At 71.7% G+C, this 22,713-nt stretch carries 20 protein-coding genes; 10 read left to right on the forward strand and 10 right to left on the reverse strand.

The features are described 5' to 3' along the window. Positions 1–10: 10 nt before the first annotated feature. The 3 genes from KB893_RS00785 to yidD are packed head-to-tail and all read right to left on the reverse strand — an operon-like array spanning position 11 to position 2,466. Positions 11–859, reverse strand: a complete 849-nt coding sequence (locus tag KB893_RS00785; RefSeq protein WP_377730604.1) for a M23 family metallopeptidase — start codon at positions 857–859, stop codon at positions 11–13. Further along, the gene (locus tag KB893_RS00790) at positions 856–2,187 is read right to left on the reverse strand and encodes a dihydroorotase (RefSeq protein ID WP_211927502.1); all 1,332 of its coding nucleotides are present in this window, start codon (positions 2,185–2,187) and stop codon (positions 856–858) included. Before KB893_RS00790 ends, KB893_RS00785 begins: the two co-directional genes overlap by 4 nt. A 30-nt stretch (positions 2,188–2,217) precedes the next feature. Then, positions 2,218–2,466: a membrane protein insertion efficiency factor YidD gene (yidD, locus tag KB893_RS00795; RefSeq protein WP_211927501.1), complete on the reverse strand. Its 249-nt coding sequence runs from the start codon at positions 2,464–2,466 to the stop codon at positions 2,218–2,220. Positions 2,467–2,481: 15 nt separating this feature from the next. Here yidD and dksA point away from each other — a divergent pair, with 15 nt between their 5' ends. Then, a complete protein-coding gene (dksA, locus tag KB893_RS00800; RefSeq protein ID WP_425491084.1) occupies positions 2,482–3,483 on the forward strand; it encodes an RNA polymerase-binding protein DksA in 1,002 nt (333 codons plus the stop codon). Between the two features lie 82 nt (positions 3,484–3,565). Here dksA and KB893_RS00805 read toward each other — a convergent pair whose 3' ends face one another. From KB893_RS00805 to cysS, 3 genes are all read right to left on the reverse strand, one after another. Beyond that, the gene (locus KB893_RS00805) at positions 3,566–4,642 is read right to left on the reverse strand and encodes a phospholipase A (protein WP_211927499.1); all 1,077 of its coding nucleotides are present in this window, start codon (positions 4,640–4,642) and stop codon (positions 3,566–3,568) included. A gap of 163 nt (positions 4,643–4,805) precedes the next feature. Further along, positions 4,806–5,249: a SufE family protein gene (locus KB893_RS00810; RefSeq protein ID WP_211927498.1), complete on the reverse strand. Its 444-nt coding sequence runs from the start codon at positions 5,247–5,249 to the stop codon at positions 4,806–4,808. Between the two features lie 4 nt (positions 5,250–5,253). Continuing rightward, positions 5,254–6,627 (reverse strand): cysteine--tRNA ligase, encoded by a 1,374-nt coding sequence (gene cysS / locus KB893_RS00815; RefSeq protein ID WP_211927497.1) that lies wholly within the window; start codon positions 6,625–6,627, stop codon positions 5,254–5,256. A gap of 164 nt (positions 6,628–6,791) precedes the next feature. On the opposite strand from cysS, the gene KB893_RS00820 reads away from it, so the two are divergent. From KB893_RS00820 to proB, 9 genes are all read left to right on the forward strand, one after another. Further along, entirely contained in the window at positions 6,792–7,394 is a 603-nt protein-coding gene (locus KB893_RS00820) for a glycine zipper 2TM domain-containing protein (RefSeq protein ID WP_213173312.1), read from the forward strand. Positions 7,395–7,708: 314 nt separating this feature from the next. Continuing rightward, positions 7,709–8,710, forward strand: a complete 1,002-nt coding sequence (locus tag KB893_RS00825) for an N-acetylornithine carbamoyltransferase (RefSeq protein ID WP_213173313.1) — start codon at positions 7,709–7,711, stop codon at positions 8,708–8,710. 160 nt (positions 8,711–8,870) lie between these two features. Further along, the gene (locus tag KB893_RS00830) at positions 8,871–10,079 is read left to right on the forward strand and encodes an argininosuccinate synthase (protein ID WP_211927070.1); all 1,209 of its coding nucleotides are present in this window, start codon (positions 8,871–8,873) and stop codon (positions 10,077–10,079) included. Between the two features lie 169 nt (positions 10,080–10,248). After that, positions 10,249–11,343: an acetylornithine deacetylase gene (locus KB893_RS00835; RefSeq protein WP_213173314.1), complete on the forward strand. Its 1,095-nt coding sequence runs from the start codon at positions 10,249–10,251 to the stop codon at positions 11,341–11,343. Positions 11,344–11,474: 131 nt separating this feature from the next. Beyond that, a complete protein-coding gene (locus KB893_RS00840) occupies positions 11,475–12,791 on the forward strand; it encodes an acetylglutamate kinase (protein ID WP_213173315.1) in 1,317 nt (438 codons plus the stop codon). A gap of 2 nt (positions 12,792–12,793) precedes the next feature. Beyond that, positions 12,794–13,405, forward strand: a complete 612-nt coding sequence (locus KB893_RS00845) for a GNAT family N-acetyltransferase (RefSeq protein ID WP_246505150.1) — start codon at positions 12,794–12,796, stop codon at positions 13,403–13,405. Beyond that, the gene (argC, locus tag KB893_RS00850) at positions 13,402–14,355 is read left to right on the forward strand and encodes an N-acetyl-gamma-glutamyl-phosphate reductase (RefSeq protein WP_213173316.1); all 954 of its coding nucleotides are present in this window, start codon (positions 13,402–13,404) and stop codon (positions 14,353–14,355) included. The genes KB893_RS00845 and argC overlap by 4 nt, the downstream gene beginning before the upstream one ends. Positions 14,356–14,456: 101 nt before the next feature. Continuing rightward, positions 14,457–15,752 carry an argininosuccinate lyase gene (locus KB893_RS00855; protein ID WP_211927065.1) on the forward strand — a complete coding sequence of 432 codons (1,296 nt, stop codon included), beginning with the start codon at positions 14,457–14,459 and terminating at the stop codon, positions 15,750–15,752. Positions 15,753–15,824: 72 nt separating this feature from the next. Next, complete coding sequence (proB, locus tag KB893_RS00860; RefSeq protein WP_211927064.1) at positions 15,825–16,991, forward strand: glutamate 5-kinase; 1,167 nt, start codon at positions 15,825–15,827, stop codon at positions 16,989–16,991. A gap of 19 nt (positions 16,992–17,010) precedes the next feature. Here the strand turns inward: proB and pgaD are convergent, their stop codons facing one another. Genes pgaD through pgaA form a run of 4 tightly spaced genes read right to left on the reverse strand, consistent with a single transcriptional unit; the run spans position 17,011 to position 22,563 of the window. Continuing rightward, complete coding sequence (gene pgaD / locus KB893_RS00865; protein ID WP_211927063.1) at positions 17,011–17,448, reverse strand: poly-beta-1,6-N-acetyl-D-glucosamine biosynthesis protein PgaD; 438 nt, start codon at positions 17,446–17,448, stop codon at positions 17,011–17,013. Further along, positions 17,445–18,701, reverse strand: coding sequence for a poly-beta-1,6-N-acetyl-D-glucosamine synthase (pgaC, locus tag KB893_RS00870; RefSeq protein ID WP_211927062.1), 1,257 nt, complete (start codon positions 18,699–18,701; stop codon positions 17,445–17,447). The genes pgaD and pgaC overlap by 4 nt, the downstream gene beginning before the upstream one ends. A 2-nt stretch (positions 18,702–18,703) precedes the next feature. Further along, positions 18,704–20,590: a poly-beta-1,6-N-acetyl-D-glucosamine N-deacetylase PgaB gene (gene pgaB / locus KB893_RS00875; protein WP_213173317.1), complete on the reverse strand. Its 1,887-nt coding sequence runs from the start codon at positions 20,588–20,590 to the stop codon at positions 18,704–18,706. Beyond that, entirely contained in the window at positions 20,587–22,563 is a 1,977-nt protein-coding gene (pgaA, locus tag KB893_RS00880; RefSeq protein ID WP_213173318.1) for a poly-beta-1,6 N-acetyl-D-glucosamine export porin PgaA, read from the reverse strand. Before pgaA ends, pgaB begins: the two co-directional genes overlap by 4 nt. Between the last annotated feature and the right edge of the window lie 150 nt (positions 22,564–22,713).

The raw sequence follows: 22,713 nt of genomic DNA on the forward strand, positions 1-22,713 counted from the left end.
GTCCGCACCCTCAGTCGCCGCGCTCGAGCACCAGCAGCGGATCGACGCGCACGTCGAACCAGTTCATGCCCCAGTGCAGGTGCGGCCCGGTCGCGCGCCCGGTGGCACCGACCGCGGCGAATGCCTGGCCCTGTTCGACCCGGTCGCCGACCTGCACGTCGATGCGCGAGAGGTGCAGGAAATTGGAACTGACGCCGAAGCCGTGGTCGATGACGACCGTTCCGCCGGTGAGGTAGAGGTCGGGCTCGGCGAAGGTCACCGTGCCCGCGGCAGGTGCCTTGACCGGCGTTCCGGTCGGCACCGCGATGTCCATGCCGGAATGACCGGACGGGGCGGCCTGGCCGTTGTAGACGCGGCCGCTGCCGAAGCGCCCGCTGATGCGGCCCTCGACCGGCCAGACGAACTGCCGGGCGAAATCGGTGCGGTCGTCGTCGCGCTCGCGCGCCGCGGTGACGCGCGCCTGCTCGCGCTGGATCCTGGCCGCGATCTCCGGCGGCGGCGACACGGTCTTCGGCGGCACGCCGTCGACCCGCTCGACCGGCCAGTCGCGCGCAGCCACCCTGATGCGCTCGGTGACCGGCGCACCTTCCGGCGGGACGACGGTGACCTCGACCGGCCCCGCCTCGTTGCGGCCCAGCCCGAACACCACGGTGCCCCAGCCGCTGACCCGCAGAGAACGCGCTCCGTAGCGGACCTCGCTGCCGGGAGGCACGCGGCCGAACACCAGCGCGCCCTGGGACGCCTCCGCCGGGAATACGATCCGCCCGGCGTCCGCCGCGTCGTCGTCCTGTCGCGCGAGGACGGCGGACGCGGCCAGCGCCAGCAGCAGTGCCGGCAGCGGCCGGCGCCAGCGCCTCAACGTGCGAACTCCAGCCGGCGTCCGGCGGGCTCGCCCAGGAGCCTGCTGCCGTCCCACACCTGCTCGCCGTTGACGAAGGTCGCCGCCACCTGCGACCGGAAGGTGGTCCCCTCGAACGGCGACCAGCCGCACTTCGACAGCACGTCCTCACGGCGCACGGTGAACGGCGCGTCGGCATCGACCAGGACCAGGTCGGCCCAGTAGCCCTCGCGCAGGAAGCCGCGCTCGGCGACGTCGAAGAGCAGGGCGGGCGCGTGCGCGAACTTCTGCACCACGCGGGCGATGTCGAACCGACCCGCATGCACGTGCTCGAGCGCGGAGACCAGCGCGTACTGCACCAGCGGCAGGCCCGACGGCGCCTTCGTGTAGGGGTTCTGCTTCTCCTCCCAGGTGTGCGGCGCATGGTCGGTCGCCAGGACGTCGATGACGTCGTCGGCGACCGCGCGGATCAGCGCGTCGCGGTCGGAGGCATCCTTGATCGCCGGGTTGCACTTGATCAGGTGGCCCAGGCGCGCGTAGTCGGCGCGGGCAAAGTGCAGGAAGTGCACGCAGGTCTCGGCGGTGATGCGCTTGCCCTGGATCGGGCCGGCATCGAAGAAGCGCAGCTCGTCGGCGGTGGAGATGTGCAGCACGTGCAGGCGCGTGCCGTGCTTCCTGGCCAGGCCCACCGCCAGCTCGGTCGACTTCAGGCAGGCCTCGCGCGAGCGGATGTCGGGATGGCACTCGGCCGGGATGTCCTCGCCGTAGCGCGCAACGTACTCGCGCTGCAGGGCGTCGATCGTCGGCGTGTCCTCGCAGTGGGTGATGATCGGCGTCGGCGCGTGGCGGAAGATCCCGCCGAGCACCTCCGGATCGTCGACCAGCATGTTGCCGGTCGAGGCGCCCATGAACACCTTGATGCCCGGCGCCGTCTTCGGGTCGAGCGTGCGCACGGCCTCGAGGTTGTCGTTGCTGGCGCCGAGGTAGAAGCCGTAGTTGCCCCAGGCGCGGCCGGCGGCCATGGCGTACTTGTCGGCCAGTGCCTGCGCGTCGAGCGTGGGCGGCCGCGTGTTCGGCATGTCCATGAAACTGGTCAGTCCGCCGGCCACGGCCGCGGCCGATTCGCTGGCGACGTCGCCCTTGGCCGTCAGGCCCGGCTCGCGGAAGTGCACCTGGTCGTCGATCATGCCGGGCAGCAGCCATCTGCCGGCGGCGTCGGTGACACTCTCGCCGTCGCGCGGCGTGAGTCCGCTGCCGATCGCGTCGATCCGTCCGTTGCGGATGCGGAGGTCGCCGTCGAAGGTGCGGCCTTCGTTGACGATGCGGGCGTTGACGATCAGTCGGTTCATCGGGGTCCTCGTCCGTGGGCGGCGCCGGTGTCAGGCGTCGCGGTGGTCGCAGGCGGGTCCGGGCCCGCTGCCGGGCACCGGATCGTAGCCGCCGGGGTGGAAGGGATGGCAGCGGGCCAGGCGCGTTGCCGCCAGCATGACGCCGCGCATGGCACCGTGCCGCTCGATGGCTTCGCGGGCGTAGTCGGAGCAGCTCGGATGGAAACGGCAGCGCGGGCCGAGCAGCGGACTGATCAGCAGCTTGTAGCCGCGAAGCAATGCGATGAGGAGGAGCTTCACCGGACGGGTGGCTGCGTGGGTCGCGGGGCCTGCCGAGCTGTTGCCGCAGGCAAGCCGCTAGGCTATAACACGCGGCCGCTGCGCCTCAAGGCGACACGCGGCGTACGGCCGGATGCAGGGATTGATGTGGCGCGGGCGAGCCACCATACCGGGCGACGCACACCCGATCCGGGCCGGAGCGCCCACCTCATCTTTTCGAAGGATGCCCCCGTGGCCGTCAAGAAGAGTGCCAAGAAGCCCGCAAGCCCAGCCGCGACCAGGACCGTGAAGACGACGGCGGCCAAGGCGCCCGCCAAGGCCGCCGCCAGCGGCGCAACGGCGAAGGCGGCGCCGAAAAAGCAGGTCGCCGCCAAGGCCACAGCGCCAGCCGGCAGGACCGCCGCCAAGGGCAGCGTCGCAAAAGCCCCCCCGAAGACATCAGTGAGCAAGTCCGCAGTGAGCAAGACCACAGCTACCAAGACGGCGAAGAAGGCCGCCGCCCCCACCTCCGCTCCGCAGGCCGCGGAGGGCCAGCGCACCGCCGCGCGTGGCGGCGCCCGTGCCCGCGCCTCGGCGCCCTCCGCGCAGCGCGACGTGACCATCAAGCCGGCCCCGGAAACGGGCAAGCGCGTGACGCTTCCGGCGGGCTACAAGCCGAAGGCCGGCGAGGAGTACATGAGCCCGATGCAGCTCGAGTACTTCCGCCAGCGCCTGCTGAAGTGGCGCGACGACCTCGTCGAGGAGTCGAAGCAGACCATCGAGAATCTCAAGGACGAGGTCCGCGACGTCGGCGACGAGGCCGAGCGCGCCACCCGCGAGACCGAGAACTCGCTCGAGCTGCGCACCCGCGACCGCTACCGCAAGCTGATCAACAAGATCGACAGCACCCTGCGGCGCGTCGACGACGGCAGCTACGGCTACTGCGTCGACACCGGCGAGGAGATCGGCCTGGAGCGTCTCGAGGCGCGCCTGACCGCGGAGCGCACCATCGACGCCCAGGAGCGCTGGGAGCACCTGCAGAAGCAGATGGGCGACTGAGCGCTCCTCCCGGAGCGGCACCGACGAAGAGGCCCCGCGGATGCGGGGCCTCTTCGTTTCCACGGGCTCGCCGGCGGCGCGATCAGTACCACTCCAGCAGGGACACGCCGGCGCCGATGTAGGTGGCCTTGTGGTTGTAGTCGATGAGGCTCTCGCCGTAGCCGTGGAAGACCTGCAGGTAGCCATGCAGCGAACCGGCGATGGGATAGGTCCATTCCAGCTGCACCGCGCCGCGGGAGTCGTCGCCGCCGCGCAGGCTGTGGCGCAGCATCAGCGCCAGCTCCTGCTCGCCGATCTGGCGCACGATCTGCAGGTCGCCCTGGCCGACGTAGTCGACGATGTCGGGATTGTTGTCGGACTCGTCGTCGGTCTCGCTGATCCGCGCCCACACCCGCGGCGTGATCGTCCAGTCGCCGCGCTCGAAGCCGGCCTGCAGGATCGCCCGGTTCCAGCTGCGGGAGTAGGGATCCGAGCGGCCGTTGGACTGGTGGTTCAGGCTGATGCCGAGCATCTGCCCGTGCCAGCCGAACAGGTTGTAGTTGGTGCGGAAGGCGAGGATCGCCTCGGGCTCGTAGTTGGTCTCGCGGAAAGGCCGCGATTCCTCGTTGTTGTAGACCTGCCAGCGCGAGCTCTGGGTGTAGCCGAGCCACAGGTCGCCGACATCGCCGAACACGCCCTGCCAGGCCTTGGTCTTGAAGCTGATCTGGAACTTCGCCTCGGTGGCATCCAGCGACTGCGGCTCGGTGATGGTGTTGTTGGGGTTCGGGCTCGAGGGCGCGGGATTGGTGTCCGAGGTCCAGAACACCGGCAGCACGTACACCGGCTTGTAGGCGCGGAAGTTGAAGATGCCCAGCTTGGATTCGGGCTCGAGCTCCCAGCGGGAGTCGAGGCGCGAGCCCTTGGCCGCCGCCTCCACCTCCTGGCGGGGGCGCACGGCGAAGATCGTGCTGCGGTCGATGGGCGGCGCCACCCGCGAGGTGCCGTCCTGCACGCGCGGGTCGGGACGTCCGAGCGCCTGGTCGTAGCAGGCCAGCCGCTCCGCGTCGCTCTCGACGGCGGTGCAGGCTTCCGGTGTCTCGGGATCGGTGACGGGCTGCTGAGAGAAGGCGGGCGTCGCGACGAGGAGCAACGCGCCGGCGATTGGGGTGAGTCGCGGCATGTACGGAATCCGAGGGGGACAGCGTTGCGAAAGTGTGACAGCGGAACGGGCGTGCTGCCGAGCGGCCCGATCAGTGGAGCTTGCCTGGCGCACGGGCCGTCGCCGGCGACGGCGCGTCGGGCAAGGGCGGACGCGCGCCCTCGGTCGGCAGCCGCGGCCCGGATCAGGCGAGCTGCGCGCGCGCCGTGTCCTTGATGCGCGCCAGGATCGCCGCCAGGCCGTTGCTGCGGGTCGGCGACAGGTGCCGGGCCAACCCGATGTCGGCGACGAAGGTCGGCTCGGTGTCGACGATCTCCTGCGCCGGCCGCCCCGAGTACACGCGCAGGGCGAGATAGATGAGGCCGGAGACGATCGCCGAGTCGCTGACGGCGCGGAACTCCAGCCGCCCGGCGTCGCCGTCGCTCAGGATCCACACCATCGACTGGCAGCCGTGCAGGCGGTGCGCCTCGTCGCGCGCGTCCTCGGGAAAGTCCGGCAGCTTGCGGCCCAGGTCGATCAGGTACTGGTAGCGCTCCGACCAGTCGCCGAAGAAGCCGAATTCCTCGGCGATCGTGCGCTGCGCCTCGGCGGCGGTGGCTTCGGTGGGGAAGTGCGTGGTGTCGTTCATGCGGTCATCCTGCGCGGCGCCAGCGCACGCCCTGCGGCGTGTCCTCGAGCAGCACGCCTTCGGCGGCGAGCTGCGCGCGGATGGCGTCGGCGGTGGCGAAGTCGCGCGACTTCTTGGCTTCGATGCGGCGGTCGATCAGGGCCTGGATGCGGGCGTCGTCGTCCCCGCCGCCGCGGGCGAACCACTGCTCCGGCTGCTGCTGGAGCAGGCCGAGCACGGCGCCGGAAGCGACCAGGGCGCGCGCCAGCGTACGCCGGACGTCCGCATCCTCCGCACGTCGCACGTCGCCGGCGATGCGCGCGATCTCGGCCAGCGCGGCCGGCGTGTTGAGGTCGTCGCAGAGGGCGGCCTCGACCACCTCCGGAAGATCGTCCGCGCCCGCGACCACCGCCTCGCCGACGTCGCGCAGGGTACCGTAGAGACGGTCGAGCGTCCTGACCGACTGCTCGATCAGGGCATCGGACCAGTCCAGCGGCTGCCGGTAGTGCGCCGAGAGCAGGGCGTAGCGCAGCGCCTCGGGCGGGTGGCGACGGACCAGGTCGTGGACACGCTCGATGTTGCCGAGCGACTTCGACATCTTGGCGCCGCCGAAGTTGAGCATGCCGTTGTGCAGCCAGACCCGTGCGAAGGGTGCGCCGCCGTGGGCGCAGGTGCTCTGGGCGATCTCGTTCTCGTGGTGTGGGAACTGCAGGTCGATGCCGCCGGCGTGGATGTCGATGGTCTCGCCGAGGTGGGCCGCGGCCATCGCCGAGCATTCGATGTGCCAGCCGGGTCGACCGCGCCCCCAGGGCGAGTCCCAGCCGGGCAGGTCGTCGCTGGACGGCTTCCACAGCACGAAGTCGCCCGGATCGCGCTTGTACGGCGCGACGTCCACGCGCGCGCCGGCCAGCATCTCCTCGGGATCGCGGCGGGAGAGGGCGCCGTAGTCGGCATAGCTGCCCACCGAGAACAGCACGTGCCCCTCGGCCGCGTAGGCGTTGCCGCTGGCGATCAGGCGCTCGATCATCGCGACGATCGCGGCGATATGCGCGGTGGCGTGCGGCTCGATGTCCGGCGGCGCCACGCCGAGGGCGGCCATGTCCTCGCGGTAGGCCGCGGCGAAACGGTCGGTGATGGCGGCGATCGGCACGCCCTGCTCGCTCGCGGCGGCGTTGATCTTGTCGTCGACGTCGGTGATGTTGCGGGCGTAGGCGAGGCCGCCGTAGTGCCGGCGCAGGAGGTCGGCCAGGACGCCGAAGACCACCGGGCCGCGCGCGTTGCCGATGTGCACGTAGTTGTAGACGGTGGGTCCGCAGACGTACATGGTCACCCGCGCCGGATCGGCGGGCGCGAACGCCTCGAGGCGCCGGGTCAGGGTGTTGTGGAGTCGCAGCTGCATTGGCGGGGCGGACGACGCATGAACGGCTGGCCAGTCTAGCAACCGCACAGCCGGGGTTTAACGAAATCTAAAGCACGTATTCAGCCGCCCGATGCTGCAATCGCCCTTCGACGCGATGCGCCCCCCGACCGATGCGCCGCGCTGCCGACTCCGGGAGAGTTCCGATGTCCGTCCCTGTTTCCCTCGTGACCAGCCTGACCCTCGCCGGCGCCATCCTCGCCGGCACCGCGGCCGCGCAGACCTCGCCGCTCGCTCCGCCTCCGCCACCGTCCTATGCGCAGGACCTGGGCTACGACCAGCCGCAGGTCGAGAATGTCAACTACGGCTATGCCCAGGTGCTGCGGGTGAATCCGGTCTACGAGGACGTGCGCTGGATGGAGCCGGAGCAGCGCTGCGAGGGCGAGCCCTACCAGCGGGTCGAGAACCGCAGCGGCGTCGCCGGCGCGGCGATCGGTGCGCTGCTGGGCGCGGTGGCCGGGCGCCAGGTCGGCGACGGCCACGGTCGCGATGCCGCGACCATCGGCGGTGCCGTGGCCGGCGGCGTGATCGGGCGCAACATCGAGCGCGCGCAGACCGACGTGACCTACGACAGCGGCTGTCGCACGGTGAACGTCGAGCACAGCGAGCGCCGGATCACCGCCTACGACGTCGAGTACAGCTACAAGGGCGATGTCTACGGTTCGCGCCTGGGCTACGACCCGGGCCAGCGTCTGCGCGTGCGCACCACGGTCGCGCCGGCCGAGGACGACGGCGTCACCTCCTACTGAGCGCCTGCATCGCGATGCGGGTCGCGACGGGCCGGCAGCGATGCCGGCCCGTTCTCGTTCCGGATGCTTGCGCGGTGCAGCAGCCGCTGCCATGATGCGCCGCTCATGACCCACCTCCACGCCGACGCCGACATCCTCACCTCCGCCCGCATGGCGGCGGGGATGACCTCGCGCGCGCGCCGACCGTTCCCCCGCCAATCCGCTGGGTAGACGGCCGCACCCGTCGTTCTTGTTGCATGAGAAACCCAGCCGGCGCGCTGGGTTTTTTCGTTTCTGGCCTCGCCCCGCCACCCACCAACCACGGACACCGCCGGATGAAGCACTTCCTCAACACCCAGGACTGGTCCCGCCCCGAGCTCGACGCACTGCTGGCCGATGCCGCGCGCTTCAAGCGCGAGAAGCTCGGCGACGCACTGAAGGGTCGCTCCATCGCCCTGGTGTTCTTCAATCCGTCGATGCGCACCCGCACCAGCTTCGAACTCGGCGCCTTCCAGCTCGGCGGCCACGCCATCGTGCTGCAGCCCGGCAAGGACGCTTGGCCGATCGAGTTCGACCTGGGCACGGTGATGGACGGCGATACCGAGGAGCACATCGCCGAGGTGGCGCGGGTGCTGGCGCGCTATGTCGACCTGATCGGCGTGCGCGCCTTCCCCAAGTTCGTCGACTGGTCGGTGGACCGCGAGGACCGCGTGCTGGAGAGCTTCGCGAAGTACTCGACGGTGCCGGTGATCAACATGGAGACGATCACCCATCCCTGCCAGGAACTCGCCCACGCCCTCGCCCTGCAGGAGCATTTCGGCACCAGCGACCTGCGCGGCAGGAAGTACGTGCTGACCTGGACCTACCACCCCAAGCCGCTCAACACCGCGGTGGCGAACTCCGCGCTCACCATCGCCACGCGCCTGGGCATGGACGTGACCCTGCTGTGCCCGACGCCCGAGTACGTGCTCGACGCGCGCTACATGGGCTGGGCCGAGCGGAACGTGGCCGAGTCCGGCGGTTCCTTCGCGGTCAGCCACGACATCGACAGCGCCTACGCGGGCGCCGACGTGGTCTACGCCAAGAGCTGGGGCGCGCTGCCGTACTTCGGCAACTGGGCGCCCGAGAAGCCGATCCGCGACCGGTACAAGCACTTCATCGTCGACGAACGGAAGATGGCGCTGACCAACAACGGCGTCTTCAGCCACTGCCTGCCGCTGCGCCGCAACGTCAAGGCCACCGACGCAGTCATGGATTCGCCCGCCTGCATCGCCATCGAGGAAGCCGAGAACCGCCTGCACGTGCAGAAGGCGGTGATGGCGGCGCTGATGGGGTGAAGCGGGAATCGGGACTCGGGAATGGGGAGGGGCGAGGCTGCCGTTCCTCCGACCGGTTCCTCTCGTCCCGCTGCGCTCTGCCTGCGCGCCTCATGATCGCGCACCCGATCCATTCCCGATTCCCGATTCCCATTCCCCATTCCCGCATCCCGGACCGACCATGCCCAGCGCCTCCAGCGACTCCAACGCCATCGTCCTCGCCTTCTCCGGCGGCCTCGACACCAGCTTCTGCGTTCCCTACCTGCGCGAGCGCGGGTGGGAGGTGCACACCGTGTTCGCCGACACCGGCGGCGTCGATGCCGAGGAGCGCGCCTACATCGAGCAGCGGGCGCAGGAACTGGGCGCCGCCAGCCACGTCACCGTCGACGGCGGGCCGGCGATCTGGGACGGCTTCGTCAAGCCCTTCGTGTGGGCGGGCGAGGGCTACCAGGGGCAGTACCCGCTGCTGGTCTCCGACCGCTACCTGATCGTCGACGCCGCGCTGGCGCGCGCCGCCGAGCTCGGCACCGACGCCATCGCGCACGGCTGCACCGGCATGGGCAACGACCAGGTGCGCTTCGACCTGGCGGTGAAGGCGCAGGGCAGCTACCGCATCGTGGCGCCGATCCGCGAGATCCAGAAGGAGCACACCCAGACCCGCGCCTACGAGCAGGCCTTCCTGGAGGAGCGCGGCTTCGAGGTGCGGGCCAAGCAGAAGAGCTACACCATCAACGAGAACCTGCTCGGCGTCACCCTGTCCGGCGGCGAGATCGACCACTGGAAGGCGCCGGGCGAGGGCGCGCGCGGCTGGTGCCGTCCGCGCGCGGAGTGGCCGGCGGAGCCGCTCAAGGTCACCGTCGCGTTCGAGAAGGGCGAGGCGGTCGCGCTCGATGGCGAGCGCCTGCCGGGCGCGGAGATCCTGGCCCGGCTCAACGGCCTGTTCGCCGCCTATGGCGTCGGCCGCGGCATGTACACCGGCGACACCACGATCGGCCTCAAGGGCCGCATCGTCTACGAAGCCCCCGGCATCGTGGCCCTGCTGACCGCGCACCGCGCGCTGGAGGAGGCGGTGCTGAGCAAGCAGCAGAACCGCTTCAAGCCCGAGGTCGCGCGCAAGTGGGTGGAGGTGGTCTACGAGGGCTTCTTCCACGACCCGGTCAAGACCGACCTCGAGGCCTTCCTCGCCTCCAGCCAGGCCACCGTCAACGGCGAGGTGGTGCTGGAGACCAGCGGTGCGCGGGTGGACGCCGTCGAGATCCGCTCGCCGCACATCCTCAACGCCAAGGGCGCCGTCTACGCGCAGTCGGCCGACTGGGGCGTGGAGGAGGCCGAGGGCTTCATCAAGCTGTTCGGGATGAGCTCGACGCTGTGGGCGGAGGTGAATCGCTGATCGGGTGAAGGGGGAGGGGTGAGGCGGGAAAGGGGAATCGGGACCTGGAGGTCGAGCTGATCGTGCGACCTCTACCCGCCGCCCCCGGCCCCATCTCCCGCCACCACGCCTCCGCAGCCTGAGCATTCCCGGTTCCCCATTTCCGCTTCCCGCCACTTCCTCAAGAACCATGCCCCTCCTGGCCCCCACCCTCGACCACCTCCGCGCCCTCGTCGCCTGCGATACCCGCAATCCGCCGCGGGCGATCGGGACACGCGGGATCTTCGATGTGATCCGCGCCGCGCTGCCGGGCTTCGCGGTCGAGGTCATCGACCACGGCGCTGGCGCGGTGAGCTGCCTCGCCGTGCGCGGGCGGCCGACGGTGCTGTTCAACGTGCACCTGGACACGGTGCCGGACTCGCCGCACTGGTCGGCGGATCCGCACGTGCTGCGCGTGGACGGCGAGCGCGCGGTGGGCCTGGGCGCCTGCGACATCAAGGGTGCGGCGGCGGCGCTGCTGGCCGCGGCCAACGTCACCGACGGCGACGCCGCGTTCCTGTTCACCAGCGACGAGGAGGCCAACGATCCACGCTGCGTCGCGGCGTTCCTCGAGCGCAGGCTGCCGTTCGAGGCGGTGATCGTGGCCGAGCCGACCCAGGCCGAGGCGGTGCTGGCGCATCGCGGCATCAGTTCGGTGCTGATGCGCTTCGCCGGCCGCGCCGGTCACGCCTCGGGCCGGCAGGACCCGGCGGCCAGCGCCCTGCACCAGGCGATGCGCTGGGGCAACCGCGCGCTCGACCATGTCGAATCGCTCGCCCATGCCCGCTTCGGCGGGCTGACCGGGCTGCGCTTCAACATCGGCCGGGTCGAGGGCGGGATCAAGGCGAACATGATCGCGCCGACCGCCGAGCTGCGCTTCGGATTCCGGCCGCTGCCGTCGATGGACATCGACGCGCTGCTGGCGACCTTCGCCGGCCTCGCCGAACCTGCCGCGGCCGAGTTCGCCGAGACCTTCCGCGGCCCCAGCCTGCCGGCCGGCGACATCGCCGACGCCGAGGACAAGCGCCTGGCCGCGCGCGACGTCGCCGACGCGCTGGGGCTGCCGATCGGCAACGCCGTGGACTTCTGGACCGAGTCCTCGCTGTTCTCGCAGGGCGGCTACACCAGCTTCGTCTACGGCCCCGGCGACATCGCCCAGGCACACACCGCCGACGAGTGGGTCGCGCTGGAGCAGCTCGAGCGCTACGCCGAATCGATCGTCCGGATCATCGGAGGGCAGCGGTGAGGGTCCCGGTGCCACGGGTGTGGGAGAGGCTTCAGCCCCGACGAGGCATCCGTCGGGGCTGAAGCCCCTCCCACAGAAGAACGCCAGAGCACGCGCCGAAGGCGCGAACCGCCACCAGATCCGCGAATCCCATGCACTCCAACGCCCAGACCCGCCAGACCATCGTCCGCCTGCTCTCGAGCATGGCCAGCGCCAAGGAGATCTCGCAGTACCTCAAGCGCTTCTCGCAGATCGACGCCAAGCGCTTCGCCGTGGTCAAGGTCGGCGGCGCGGTGCTGCGCGACGACCTCGACGCGCTGACGTCGTCGCTGTCCTTCCTGCAGGACGTGGGCCTGACCCCGATCGTGCTGCACGGCGCCGGGCCGCAGCTCGACGCCGAGCTCGCCGCCGCCGGCATCGAGAAGCGCACCGTCGACGGCCTGCGCGTGACCTCGCCGGAGGCGCTGGCGATCGTGCGCCGCGTGTTCCAGGCCTCCAACCTGCGCCTGGTCGAGGCGCTGCAGGCGGAAGGCTCGCGCGCGACCTCGATCATCTCCGGGGTGTTCGAGGCCGACTATCTCGACCGCGACACCTACGGCCTGGTCGGCCAGGTGCGCGACGTCAACCTCGCGCCGATCGAGGCCAGCCTGCAGGCCGGTTCGATCCCGGTCATCGCCAGCCTCGGCGAGACGGCGGGCGGGCAGATCCTCAACGTCAACGCCGACTTCGCCGCCAACGAGCTGGTGCAGGTGCTGCAGCCCTACAAGATCATCTTCCTCACCGGCACCGGCGGCCTGCTCGACGCGCAGGGCAGGGTGATCGATTCGATCAACCTCTCCACCGAATACGAGCACCTGATCGCACAGCCCTGGCTGCACGGTGGCATGAAGGTCAAGATCGAGCAGATCCGCGAGCTGCTCGGACGCCTGCCGCTGACCTCCTCGGTGTCGATCACGCGACCAGCGGACCTCGCCAAGGAGCTGTTCACCCACAAGGGCTCGGGCACGCTGGTGCGGCGCGGCGAGCGTGTGCTGCGGGTGACCTCCTGGGACGAACTCGATCTGCCGCGCCTGCGCGGCCTGATCGAGTCCAGCTTCGGCCGCACCCTGGTCGACGACTACTTCGAGCGCACCACGCTGGAGCGCGCCTACGTCAGCGAGAACTACCGCGCGGCGATCCTGCTGACCCGCGAGGGCGGGTTCACCTACCTCGACAAGTTCGCGGTGCTCGACGAGGCGCAGGGCGAGGGCCTGGGCCGGGCGGTGTGGAACGTGATGCACGAGGAGACGCCGAAGCTGTTCTGGCGCTCGCGCCACAACAACCAGGTCAATATCTTCTATTACGCCGAGTCCGACGGCTGCATCAAGCAGGAGAAGTGGAAGGTGTTCTGGTACGGCCTGGACGGCTTCGACGAGATCCGTGCCTGCGTCGAGCACTGCGCCACGCGCCCGGCGACGCTGCTGGGATGAGCATGGACGACGCCGATATCGCATCGGCCTGGCGCAGCGTGCCGACCCTGCGCGGCCGCCACGCGACGCTCGAACCGCTGCAGGCGGCGCACGCCGACGGCCTGTGCGCGGCGCTGGGCGACGGCGCGCTGTCGCGCCTGTGGTACACCAACGTGCCTGCGCCGGAGCGCGCCGCCGCCTACGTCGACGCGGCGCTCGAGGCGCAGGCGCAGGGCAGGGCGCTGCCCTTCGTCGTGCGCGACGGGCAGGGAGCCGTCGTCGGCAGCACCCGCCTGTATGCGCTGGAGCCCGAGGTACCGCGGCTGTGCATCGGCTACACCTGGTACGCGCCGGCGGCGCAGCGGACCGGGATCAACACCGAGGCCAAGCTGATGCTGCTCGGGCATGCCTTCGGAACGCTGCGCTGCATCGGCGTCGGCTTCGAGACGAGCTGGTTCAACCACGCCTCGCGCGCCGCCATCGCCCGCCTCGGCGCGAAGCAGGAGGGCGTGCTGCGCAACCACAAGCGCCACGCCGACGGCACGCCCCGCGATACCGTGGTCTTCTCCATCCTCGACACCGAATGGCCGGCGGTGCAGCGCCACCTGCAGTTCCGGCTGGACCAGAGCCCATGAGTCAACGCACCTTCACCCTCGGCATCGTCGGCGCACGCGGCCATACCGGCGCCGAGCTGATCCGCCTCGTCGCCCGCCATCCGGGGCTCGAGCTCGCCTTCGTCTCCTCGCGCGAGCTCGACGGCCAGCCGGTCGCCGACCACAACGACGCCTACCGCGGCGCGCTGCGCTTCGAGAGCCTGGATGCCGCCGCGGTGGCCGCGCGCGGGGCCGACGTGGTCGTGCTGGCCCTGCCCAACGGCAAGGCGGCGCCCTACGTGGAGGCGCTCGACGCGGTCGCGCCGCAGACCCTCGTGGTCGATCTCTCCGCCGACTACCGCTTCGATTCCGCCTGGTACTACGGCCTGCCCGAACTGACCCGCGGCCGCTATGCGGGGCAGCGCCGGATCAGCAACCCGGGCTGCTACGCGACGGCGATGCAGCTGGCGATCGCGCCGCTGCTCGAGGAACTCGCCGGGCCGCCGCAGTGCTTCGGCGTGTCCGGCTACTCCGGCGCCGGGACGACGCCGTCGGACCGCAACAATCCCGAGCTGCTGCGCGACAACCTGATGCCCTATGCGCTGGTCGACCACGTGCACGAGCGCGAGGTGAGCCGCCAGCTCGGCGTGCCGGTGGAGTTCATGCCGCACGTGGCGTCGCATTTCCGCGGCATCACCATGACCGTCAACCTGTGGCTGAGGGCGCCGCTGAAGCGCGGGTTCATCCACGCGAAGTACGTGCAGCGCTATGCCGGCGAGAAGCTGGTGACGGTCGTCGACGAGGCGCCCTGGGTCAGCCGCATCGCCGGCCGGCACGGCGTCGAGATCGGCGGCTTCGCGGTGGCGCCGGACGGCCGGCGCGTGGTCGTGGTGGCCACGCTCGACAACCTGCTCAAGGGCGCCGCCACCCAGGCGCTGCAGAACGTCAACCTGGCGCTGGGCCTCGACGAGTTCACCGCGATCGGGGAGTGAGTGACGGGGAGTGGGAAACGGACGGTTCCGTCCCGAGCCACGTCCCGCTCCTCTTCACCCGCTCCTCTCCTTCCTCACTCCTCTCCACTCACTCCTCGCCCATGACCGATCTCCTCTGGCAGAAATCCGGCGTCGCCACCGACGCGCGGATCATGCGTTTCCTCGCCGGCGACGACGTGGTCCTCGACCGCGAGCTGTTCCTCTACGACATCGAGGCCAGCGCGGCCCACGTCGGCGGGCTGGCCAACATCGGCATCGTGTCCGCGGACGACGCCGTCGCGATCCGGCGCGAGCTGGCGACGCTCGCCGACGACTTCCGCAGCGGCGCCTTCGTCCTCGACGAACGGTTCGAAGACGGGCATTCGGCGATCGAGGCGCGGCTGACCGAGCGCCTCGGCGATGCCGGCCGCCGCGTGCACACCGGGCGCAGCCGCAACGACCAGGTCCTGGTCGCCAGCCGCCTGTGGCTCAAGGCGCGCCTGCGCGAGCTGGCCGATCTCGACCGCGCCGTCGCGGGGGTCTGCCTGGACCGGGCCGGTCGCGAGGCGCTGCCGATGCCGGGCTACACCCATATCCAGCGTGCGGTGGTGTCGTCGACGGCGATGTGGTTCGCAGGCTTCGCCGAGTCCTTCATCGACAACGCGCTGCGCGCCGAGCAGACGCTGGCGCTGATCGACGCCAACCCGCTCGGCACCGCGGCCGGCTACGGCGTCAACCTGGCGCTGGACCGCGAGCACACCACGCGCACGCTCGGCTTCGGCCGCATGCAGGTCTCGCCGATCTATGCGCAGCTCTCGCGCGGCAAGTTCGAGATCGCCGCACTCGACGCGCTGGGCGCGGCGGTGCTGGACCTGCGTCGCATCGCCTGGGACCTGTCGCTGTTCACCACCGCCGAGTTCGGTTTCGTCAGCCTGCCGCCGGAGTTCACCACCGGCAGCTCGATCATGCCGAACAAGCGCAACCCCGACGTGGTGGAACTGATGCGCGCCAGCTACGCGCCCATCGCCGCCGCGCGCACCGAGATCGAACAGCTGCTGTCGCTGCCTTCGGGTTACCAGCGCGACCTGCAGCTGTCCAAGGGCTCGCTGCTGCACGGCTTCCGCCATGGCCTGGACGCGCTCGCGCTGCTGCCCGACCTGCTGGCGAAGCTGCGCTGGAACGAGACCGCCATGCGCGCATCGATCGAGCCGTCGATGTACGCCACCGACGTGGCCATCGAGGCGGCCGTGGCCGGCATCCCCTTCCGCGACGCCTATCGCGCCGCGGCCGACAGCGCCGCCGAAGCGGGGCAGGGCCGCACGCCGGAGGACAGCCTCGCCGCACGCACCTCGCCCGGCGCCGCGGGCGACCTCCGGCTCGACCTGCTGCGTGCGCGTCTCGCGGAGCTGGAAGGCTGACATGGCCGCGCCCGGCGCCGGCATGGGGGCGCGGATGGCCGGTCGGGCTCCCACCTGTCCGCCGGCAGGGTCATGAGCCGCGCGCTTGCCGCCTTTCCGGCACAGGCGCTGCCGGCCTGGCGCCGCGGCGTGCTCAAGGTCGGCAGCAGTCTGCTTGCCGCCGACGGCGGCGGCCTGTCGCCGCGGCATGCGCTGGGGCTGGCGCAGTTCGTCGCCGCGCAGCGCGCGGCCGGGCGGGAGATGGTGATCGTCTCGTCCGGCGCGGTCGCCGCCGGCCGCGCCCTGCTGCCGGGACCGCGCTCGGGCGGTGCGCCGCTGGCCGCACGGCAGGCGCTCGCCGCGCTCGGGCAGGCGCGCCTGGTCGAGTTGTGGCAGCGCTTCTTCGAGGTGCCCGTCGCGCAGGTGCTGCTGACCCACGACGACCTGCGCAACCGCCGCCGCTACCTCAACGCCCGCGCCACCCTGCTGGAGCTGCTGCGCATGGGCGCGCTGCCGGTGGTGAACGAGAACGACACCGTCTGCGTCGACGAACTCAAGCTCGGCGACAACGACAACCTCGCCGCCATCGTCGCCGCCCTGGTCGATGCCGACCTGCTGTTCATCGCCAGCGACATCGCCGGCCTGTACAGCGCCGATCCGCGCCTCGACCCTGCGGCCGTCCCGGTACCGCTGCTCGCGGCCATCGACGGGGCCACCTTGGCCATGGCCGGCGCGGCGGGCAGCGCGGTCGGCACCGGCGGCATGCGCACCAAGCTCGAGGCGGCGCAGCGCGCGCGCGGGGCGGGCATCGGCACGCTGCTGTTCGACGGGACCGATCCGGCCGTGCTCCGCGAACTGGCGCAGGGCCGGCTGCACGGCACCCGCGTCGCCAGCCCCGGGAATCGACGCACCGCGCGCAAGCACTGGCTGGCGAGCGTGCCGGCCCAGGGCCGGCTGCGGATCGACGCCGGCGCCGCCGCGGCGCTGGTCGGACGCGGGGCGTCGCTGCTGCCGGGCGGTCTCGTCGCGGTCGAGGGCGAGTTCGGACGCGGCGAGGCGGTCGACATCCTTGCAGTCGGCGACGACCGCCCGCTGGCCCGCGGCCTGGCGCAGTACGGTGCCGACGACGCCCGCCGCATCGCCGGCGCGCACAGCAGCGCGATCGCCGGCCTCCTCGGCTACAGCTACGGCGGCAACCTGGTCCACCGCGACGACCTGGTCCTGGTCGCCGAACGGCCGTTCCCCCCGCCGCAGGGATGAGCGGCGGGCGGGGGCGCGATCAGCGGTCGCTGCGCCGCACCGGGCGGCCGTGGTCGTCAAGGCGCAGCACGCTCACGCGCGCCCCACGCAGGCCGGAGGCCAGGGCCGGCGTGGCGCCCAGTGTGGCTGCCACGGCCGCGTCGTCGACGTCGGCGCGATGCCGCCGTCGCTCCGCTCCGCCGAAGCGGACCCGGTTGTATTCGGCCCACACGATCAGCACCAGCGCGCAGAGCCCCGCGATCACGGGCAGGGCGAGGAGGAGGAAGGCGTCGAGCTGCGACTGCTCCAGGTAAAGCCGCGTATAGACGGTGCGGACGCCGAGCAGCCAGGCAAGCAAGGTCAGCAACGGCAGCCACAGGTAGACGTAGACCGCCCAGGCCAGCGCGGTCAGCAGCCCGAGCAGGGCGCGACGGCCGCGGTCGAGGTGGCGGGGGCGCTCGATCAGCGGCGGCGTCATCGCACGCCCCGGTCGGGACTGGTCCAGATCGCGCGCCGCGCACGCGGGCTGAGCAGGGTGGTCGGCAGCGCCACCACCGCGGTCAGCATGCCCAGCGCCCAGAACGCGAACGGATACCAGATCACCCAGTAGAAGTGCCGCGCCAGCTTCGGTTCGTAGCGGCGCTCGATCAGCAGGCTGACCGCGAACTGCAGCAGGCATACCACGGCCAGCACCACGCCGTGCCAGCGCGGCAGGATGGTGTCGACATGCAGCGCCGGCGGCATCGGCACCAGCAGTCCCAGCGCCCACAGCACGATGATCAAGAGCATGGTGTAGGCCCAGCCCACGCTGAGTACGTATTCGGCGAGTACGCCCCACATCCGCCGCTTGCGCCAGCTGAGCACACCGAGGCCGTGGCTGAGCAGCACCTCGATGCCGCCGCGCGCCCAGCGCAGGCGCTGCGACCACAGCCCGCGGAAGGTCTCCGGCATCAGGATCCAGCACAGGGCGTTGGGCTCGTAGCGGATGTCCCAGTGGTCCATCTGCAGGCGCCAGGAGATATCGATGTCCTCGGTGACCATGTGGTCGTTCCAGTAGCCGATCCGGTGCAGCGCGGTGCGGCGGAACGCGCAGATCACCCCGGACAGGGTGAACAGCCGGCCGTAGACGCGCTGGGCGCGCTTGATCAGGCCGATGATCGCCGAGTATTCGCCCACCTGGGTGCGGCCCAGCAGGGTGGTGCGGTTGCGGATGCGCGGGTTGCCGGTGACCGCGCCAACGCGCGGACCGTCGAGCAGGTGGCCGATCATCCAGCGCACGGCGTGTTCGTCGAGGATGGCGTCGGCGTCGATGCACACCAGGTACTCCGAGCGCGCCGCCAATGCGCCCATGCGCAACGCGTTGGCCTTGCCCTGGTTGCTCTCGAGATGGATCACCCGCAGCCGCGGGTGCCGCGCGAGCATCGCGTCAAGGCGCGTCGGCGTGTCGTCGGTGCTGCCGTCGTCGACGACGATGATCTCGAAGTCCGGCCATGCCTGTCCGTCGAGGGCGGCGATGGTTTCCTCGATCGTCCCGGCCTCGTTGAAGCAGGGCACGAGGATGGACACCGGCGGCATGTGCGCCATGGGCGGCGGCCGGTCCGGCGGCGGCGCGCCGCGCTCCCGGCGCAGGTAGTAGTAGACGCCCCCCGCCATCCAGAAGAAGGCCATCACGATGGGATAGAAGAATGCGAAGCGGAAGAGCAGGGTCAGCGGCGGGAACGTTGGATCCATGCTCAGTGCTCGGGATAGGGGAATTCGCGCGCGGACATCGCGGCGCGCGCGTCGGGCAGCGGCGGGTGGTCGCGCAGGAAGTCGTCGGGGTAGTAGGCGAGGTGGCGCACACCGGCGGCCCGCAGCCGGCGCGCCTGCGCCTCGAGCGTGGCGCCGGGGACCGGCCTGCCGCGGCGCCAGTCGACCGTCTGCAGTTCGAACACCGTGCGCCGCAGGCCCTCCGGGCGCGCAGCCGCCGCCGCCGCCAGGGCGCGCATCCATGCACGCGGATCCTCGGCCTCTTCCAGCCACGGCATCGCCATCAGTGCGGTGAAGTCGTAGGCGGTGTTGAAGGCCTCGAGGTCCTGCGCGAACCAGGCCTCGCTCGCCGGTTCCAGCACCGGCCTCGCGAACAGGTTGCGCACCGTCACCAGCCGCGGTCGCCAGCGCTCCGCGGCCTGCTTCAGGCCGAGGGTGAAGTCGATGAGCGCCCGCGTGCGCGCCGCCGGATCGCGCGGATGGAAGTCGCCTAGTTCGTCGTCGCGCAGGTAGGCGTCGTCGTGGAACAGCAGGCCTTCGAAGTAGCTGCCGACGGCGAGGTCCTCGTAGAGCTCGGCGACGATGCGACGGGTACGTACATCGCGCGGATCCAGGCGCGGGATGTCGGCCGGATCCGGCGCGGCGATGGCCAGCGCACGCTGCAGCACCGGGTCGGGCAGCTCGAAGCCGAGCACCGGCATCCACGCGAACACCCGCACCCGCGCGCGCGTGCGCAGCTGCCAGGCCACGCGGTTGAACAGGTCGGCCCGCATCGGCATGTGCCGGTTCGGGTAGTACAGCGCCTCGGCAGCGCCGTCGCCGTCGGGGTCGGCGAAGGCCTGCAGGAAGACGTGGCTCGGGCCGATGCGGCGGATGCGCTCGACCAGCACGTCGAGGTTGCGCTCGGTCTGCGCCGGGTCGGGATCGTAGACGTAGTCGAGGTCGACCTGGATCGCGCGCATGCCCTCGCGGGCGAGGTCGCGGTGCAGCTCGTGGACCAGGTCGCTCACGCTCGGGTTGTCGTACATGAGCAGGCGCGCGAGGCTGCCGAGGTCGGAGCTCTCGGCGCTGCCGCGGTTGCGCTCGCCGAGGTCGGCCTCGGCGCTGCGTCCCTCCAGGTCGAACGAAAGCGGCATCCCGAGCGCGGTGGCAATGCCGTTGGTGACGTCGCTATAGGCCGCGTACGGCCACACCATCACCCGCGGCCGCGCTCCGGCGCCGGCCTCGATGGCGGCGACGCTGGCGCGCAGGTCGGCATCGATGCGGGCGCGGTAGTCGGCCTCGGACTCGTAGCCGGCGTCGGCGTCGTGGATGCGCGTGATCGCCGCCGGGGTCAGGTTGCCCTGCGGATTGCCCGGCACGCCGCGGTGCAGGTCGTGCGAGTGCGAGGCGATCTCGACCAGCCCCGAGGCGCGCATCTCGCGCAACTGCGCCCAGGTGAGGAAGTCGGCGCGGTCGAAGTCGCGCGGGCCGTAGGGCACGACCCGTCCCGGCGCCAGGTCGACCCACCCCGAGACCACCGCGACCAGCGCCGGATACCCGTAGGCGCGCAGCAGCGGGAACGCCCTGGTGTAGGTGCTGCGCAGGCCGTCGTCGAAGGTCAGCAGCACGGCCTTGTCCGGCAGTGGCGCGGTGCCCGCGCGCGCGTCGAGGACGGCCTGGACGTCGACCGGCGTGTAACCGTGCGCGTGCAGCCAGTCCAGGTGCGCGGCGAAGTTCGCGGTGGAGACCGCATAGCGGTCCGGATCGCCGCTGGGCGCCACGTCGTCGCGAATGTCGTGGTAGCTCAGCACCAGCAGGGCGCGTGCCGGTGCCGGCAGCAGCGCCGCCCACAGGCACAGGAGGCCGAGGACGAGGGTGCGCGCGCTCACGGCTGCCCCCAGCGATAGCCGAGGTCGAACATGATCCGCTGCTCGCGGGCGCCGTCGTAGACCGGGCGCGACCAGGCCGCCCCGTAGTCGAGCACGCGGCCTAGGCCGAGCCGCCACGCGTGCCGGTAGGCGACGGTGGGCACCCAGTGCGTGCCGTGGCCCTCCTGCCAATAGGGACCGGCGCCGATCTCCAGGCGCTGGCGGAACTCGCGTTCGTAGCGGCGCCAGCCGAGATGGTCGATGCGCAGGCCGAGCTGCGCCGAGGCGTCGCGCCGCGGGTTGAAATAGGACACGTCCCGATCCCGGCCACGACTGGCGTAGCCGGCACCGAGGAGGTCGATGCGCAGGTGCGGCCGACGCGCGACCAGGGCGGACGCGTCGAGCCCGAACTGCTCGCGGCGGTTGCCGTCTTCGTAGCGCAGCTGGCCCAGGCGCGCGTCGACCACCAGCGTGTCGTCGCGGCTGAAGCGCAGCCCTGCACGGACGCTGTCGGCGCCGATGCCCAGGCGACGCGCCTGCATCGACCCATCCGGATCCCGCGTCCTCGCCTCCGCGTAGCCGAGCCAGGCATCGGAGACGCGCCAGTCGGCGGCGACCCGCAGCGCCGGGCCGCCGCCGTCGGCGTCGAGCACGTGCGCGGCGGACGCGGCCACGTGCAGGCGATCATGGACGTAGTCGATGCCGACCCCGGCGCTGCGATAGCGCGTGCGCGCGCCGTCGAAGTCGGCGCGGCGCGCGAGCGCGGACGCCGTCACCCGCCAGCGGTCCGCGAGCAGCGGCGAGGCGAGCTCGACCTGCAGCGCAGCGTCTTCCGCGCCCAGCGGCGAAGCCGAGGTGCCGCCGTCGCGGGCATCGCTGCGCCCGCCGCTGGCGCCGAGCTCGAACTGCCAGCCGCGGCTGCGCGCGAATTCGCGTTCTGCGCGCGCCACCTGCGGGTCGCGCCGATAGCGTGCGGTCACCTCCGCCAGCGCCCTGCGCGCCTCGGCGTGGCGCTGCAGCGCGGTGAGCGCGCCGACGCGCCCCAGCCGTGCGCCGCGGGTGCGCGGGTCGAGGGTCAGCGCGCCGTCGTAACGCTCCAGCGCCGCGGCAGCGCGGCCGCGCTGCTGCAGGACGCCGCCGAGCGCCGCCTGCAGCGAGGCATTGGAAGGCGCGATGCGCGCGAGCGCGCGCAGGCTGGCCTCGGCGCCCGCGGTGTCGCCGGCGAGGCTGCGCGCCAGCGCCAGGTTGCTGTCGGCCTTGTAGCGGTCCCAGTTCTCGTAGCCGAAGCCGGCGCCGAGGCGCCGTGGCCATGCCGGCTGCCCGGCGGCGAGACGCTCGAACACCGGCAGCGCTGCGTCGAAGCGCTCGGTCTCGATCAGGGCGAAGCCGAGCAGGATGCGCGCGTCGACGTGAGCGGGCATGGCCTCCAGCGCGGCTACCAGTACCGGCAGCGCGGCCTGCGGCTGGCGCAGCGCGAGCATCGAGTCTGCAACCGTCGGCAGCGCCCAGGCTGGCACTGCCACGCCGTCGTCGTGCAGCGCACGATAACCGGCGACGACCTCGGCGTGCCGGGCCAGGCCGTTGAGCGCGACGAGGCGGTCGACACGCAGCCGCGTGGCCTGCCAGTCGGTGCGGCGTGGCGCGTCGGCGGCCAGCGCGTCCGCATGCGCCAGCGCGTCCTCCATCGCCTCGAAGCGGGCGCTCTCGCGCCGCGGATAGGTCGCACCCCAGCGCACGCGCGCAGCGATGGCGTCGCCCTCGATGGCCTCGCGCTGGTGGTCGGCGAACGCCTGCGGCCAGGCCCTGGCTTGCCCGGCGGCGAGCGTGGCCGCACCGATCTCCGCCAGCACCAGCGCGCGCCCGCGGTAGGCGGCGTCGTCTTCGGGATCGGCCGTCAGCAGGCGCTGGTAGACAGCCAACGCGGCGACGGTATCGCCTTCGTCGCGCAACGCCTGCGCAAGCGCAAGTCCCGCCTCGCGGCCGGAGCCCGGCACGGCCGCTTCCTGCGCCGCGCCGGGCGCGGACGGGGGAAGAAGGGCGAGGAAAAGGAGGGAGGAAAGGGCGAGGGTCTGGGAGCTGTGTCGAGTCCGCACGAAACCTTGAACGGAGCGCCGGGTGGGGGCGCCTTCGGCCGACACAGCGTC

This window comes from Coralloluteibacterium stylophorae, from assembly GCF_018122625.2.
Lineage (GTDB): Bacteria > Pseudomonadota > Gammaproteobacteria > Xanthomonadales > Xanthomonadaceae > Coralloluteibacterium > Coralloluteibacterium stylophorae.

Coding starts and splice junctions, on each gene's coding strand:
- KB893_RS00790 (WP_211927502.1), bottom strand. CDS start 2,187: ATGAACCGACTGATCGTCAACGCCCGCATCGTCAACGAAGGCCGCACC.
- KB893_RS00805 (WP_211927499.1), bottom strand. CDS start 4,642: ATGCCGCGACTCACCCCAATCGCCGGCGCGTTGCTCCTCGTCGCGACG.
- KB893_RS00810 (WP_211927498.1), bottom strand. CDS start 5,249: ATGAACGACACCACGCACTTCCCCACCGAAGCCACCGCCGCCGAGGCG.
- cysS (WP_211927497.1), bottom strand. CDS start 6,627: ATGCAGCTGCGACTCCACAACACCCTGACCCGGCGCCTCGAGGCGTTC.
- KB893_RS00820 (WP_213173312.1), top strand. CDS start 6,792: ATGTCCGTCCCTGTTTCCCTCGTGACCAGCCTGACCCTCGCCGGCGCC.
- KB893_RS00825 (WP_213173313.1), top strand. CDS start 7,709: ATGAAGCACTTCCTCAACACCCAGGACTGGTCCCGCCCCGAGCTCGAC.
- KB893_RS00830 (WP_211927070.1), top strand. CDS start 8,871: ATGCCCAGCGCCTCCAGCGACTCCAACGCCATCGTCCTCGCCTTCTCC.
- KB893_RS00835 (WP_213173314.1), top strand. CDS start 10,249: ATGCCCCTCCTGGCCCCCACCCTCGACCACCTCCGCGCCCTCGTCGCC.
- KB893_RS00840 (WP_213173315.1), top strand. CDS start 11,475: ATGCACTCCAACGCCCAGACCCGCCAGACCATCGTCCGCCTGCTCTCG.
- KB893_RS00845 (WP_246505150.1), top strand. CDS start 12,794: ATGGACGACGCCGATATCGCATCGGCCTGGCGCAGCGTGCCGACCCTG.
- argC (WP_213173316.1), top strand. CDS start 13,402: ATGAGTCAACGCACCTTCACCCTCGGCATCGTCGGCGCACGCGGCCAT.
- KB893_RS00855 (WP_211927065.1), top strand. CDS start 14,457: ATGACCGATCTCCTCTGGCAGAAATCCGGCGTCGCCACCGACGCGCGG.
- proB (WP_211927064.1), top strand. CDS start 15,825: ATGAGCCGCGCGCTTGCCGCCTTTCCGGCACAGGCGCTGCCGGCCTGG.
- pgaD (WP_211927063.1), bottom strand. CDS start 17,448: ATGACGCCGCCGCTGATCGAGCGCCCCCGCCACCTCGACCGCGGCCGT.
- pgaC (WP_211927062.1), bottom strand. CDS start 18,701: ATGGATCCAACGTTCCCGCCGCTGACCCTGCTCTTCCGCTTCGCATTC.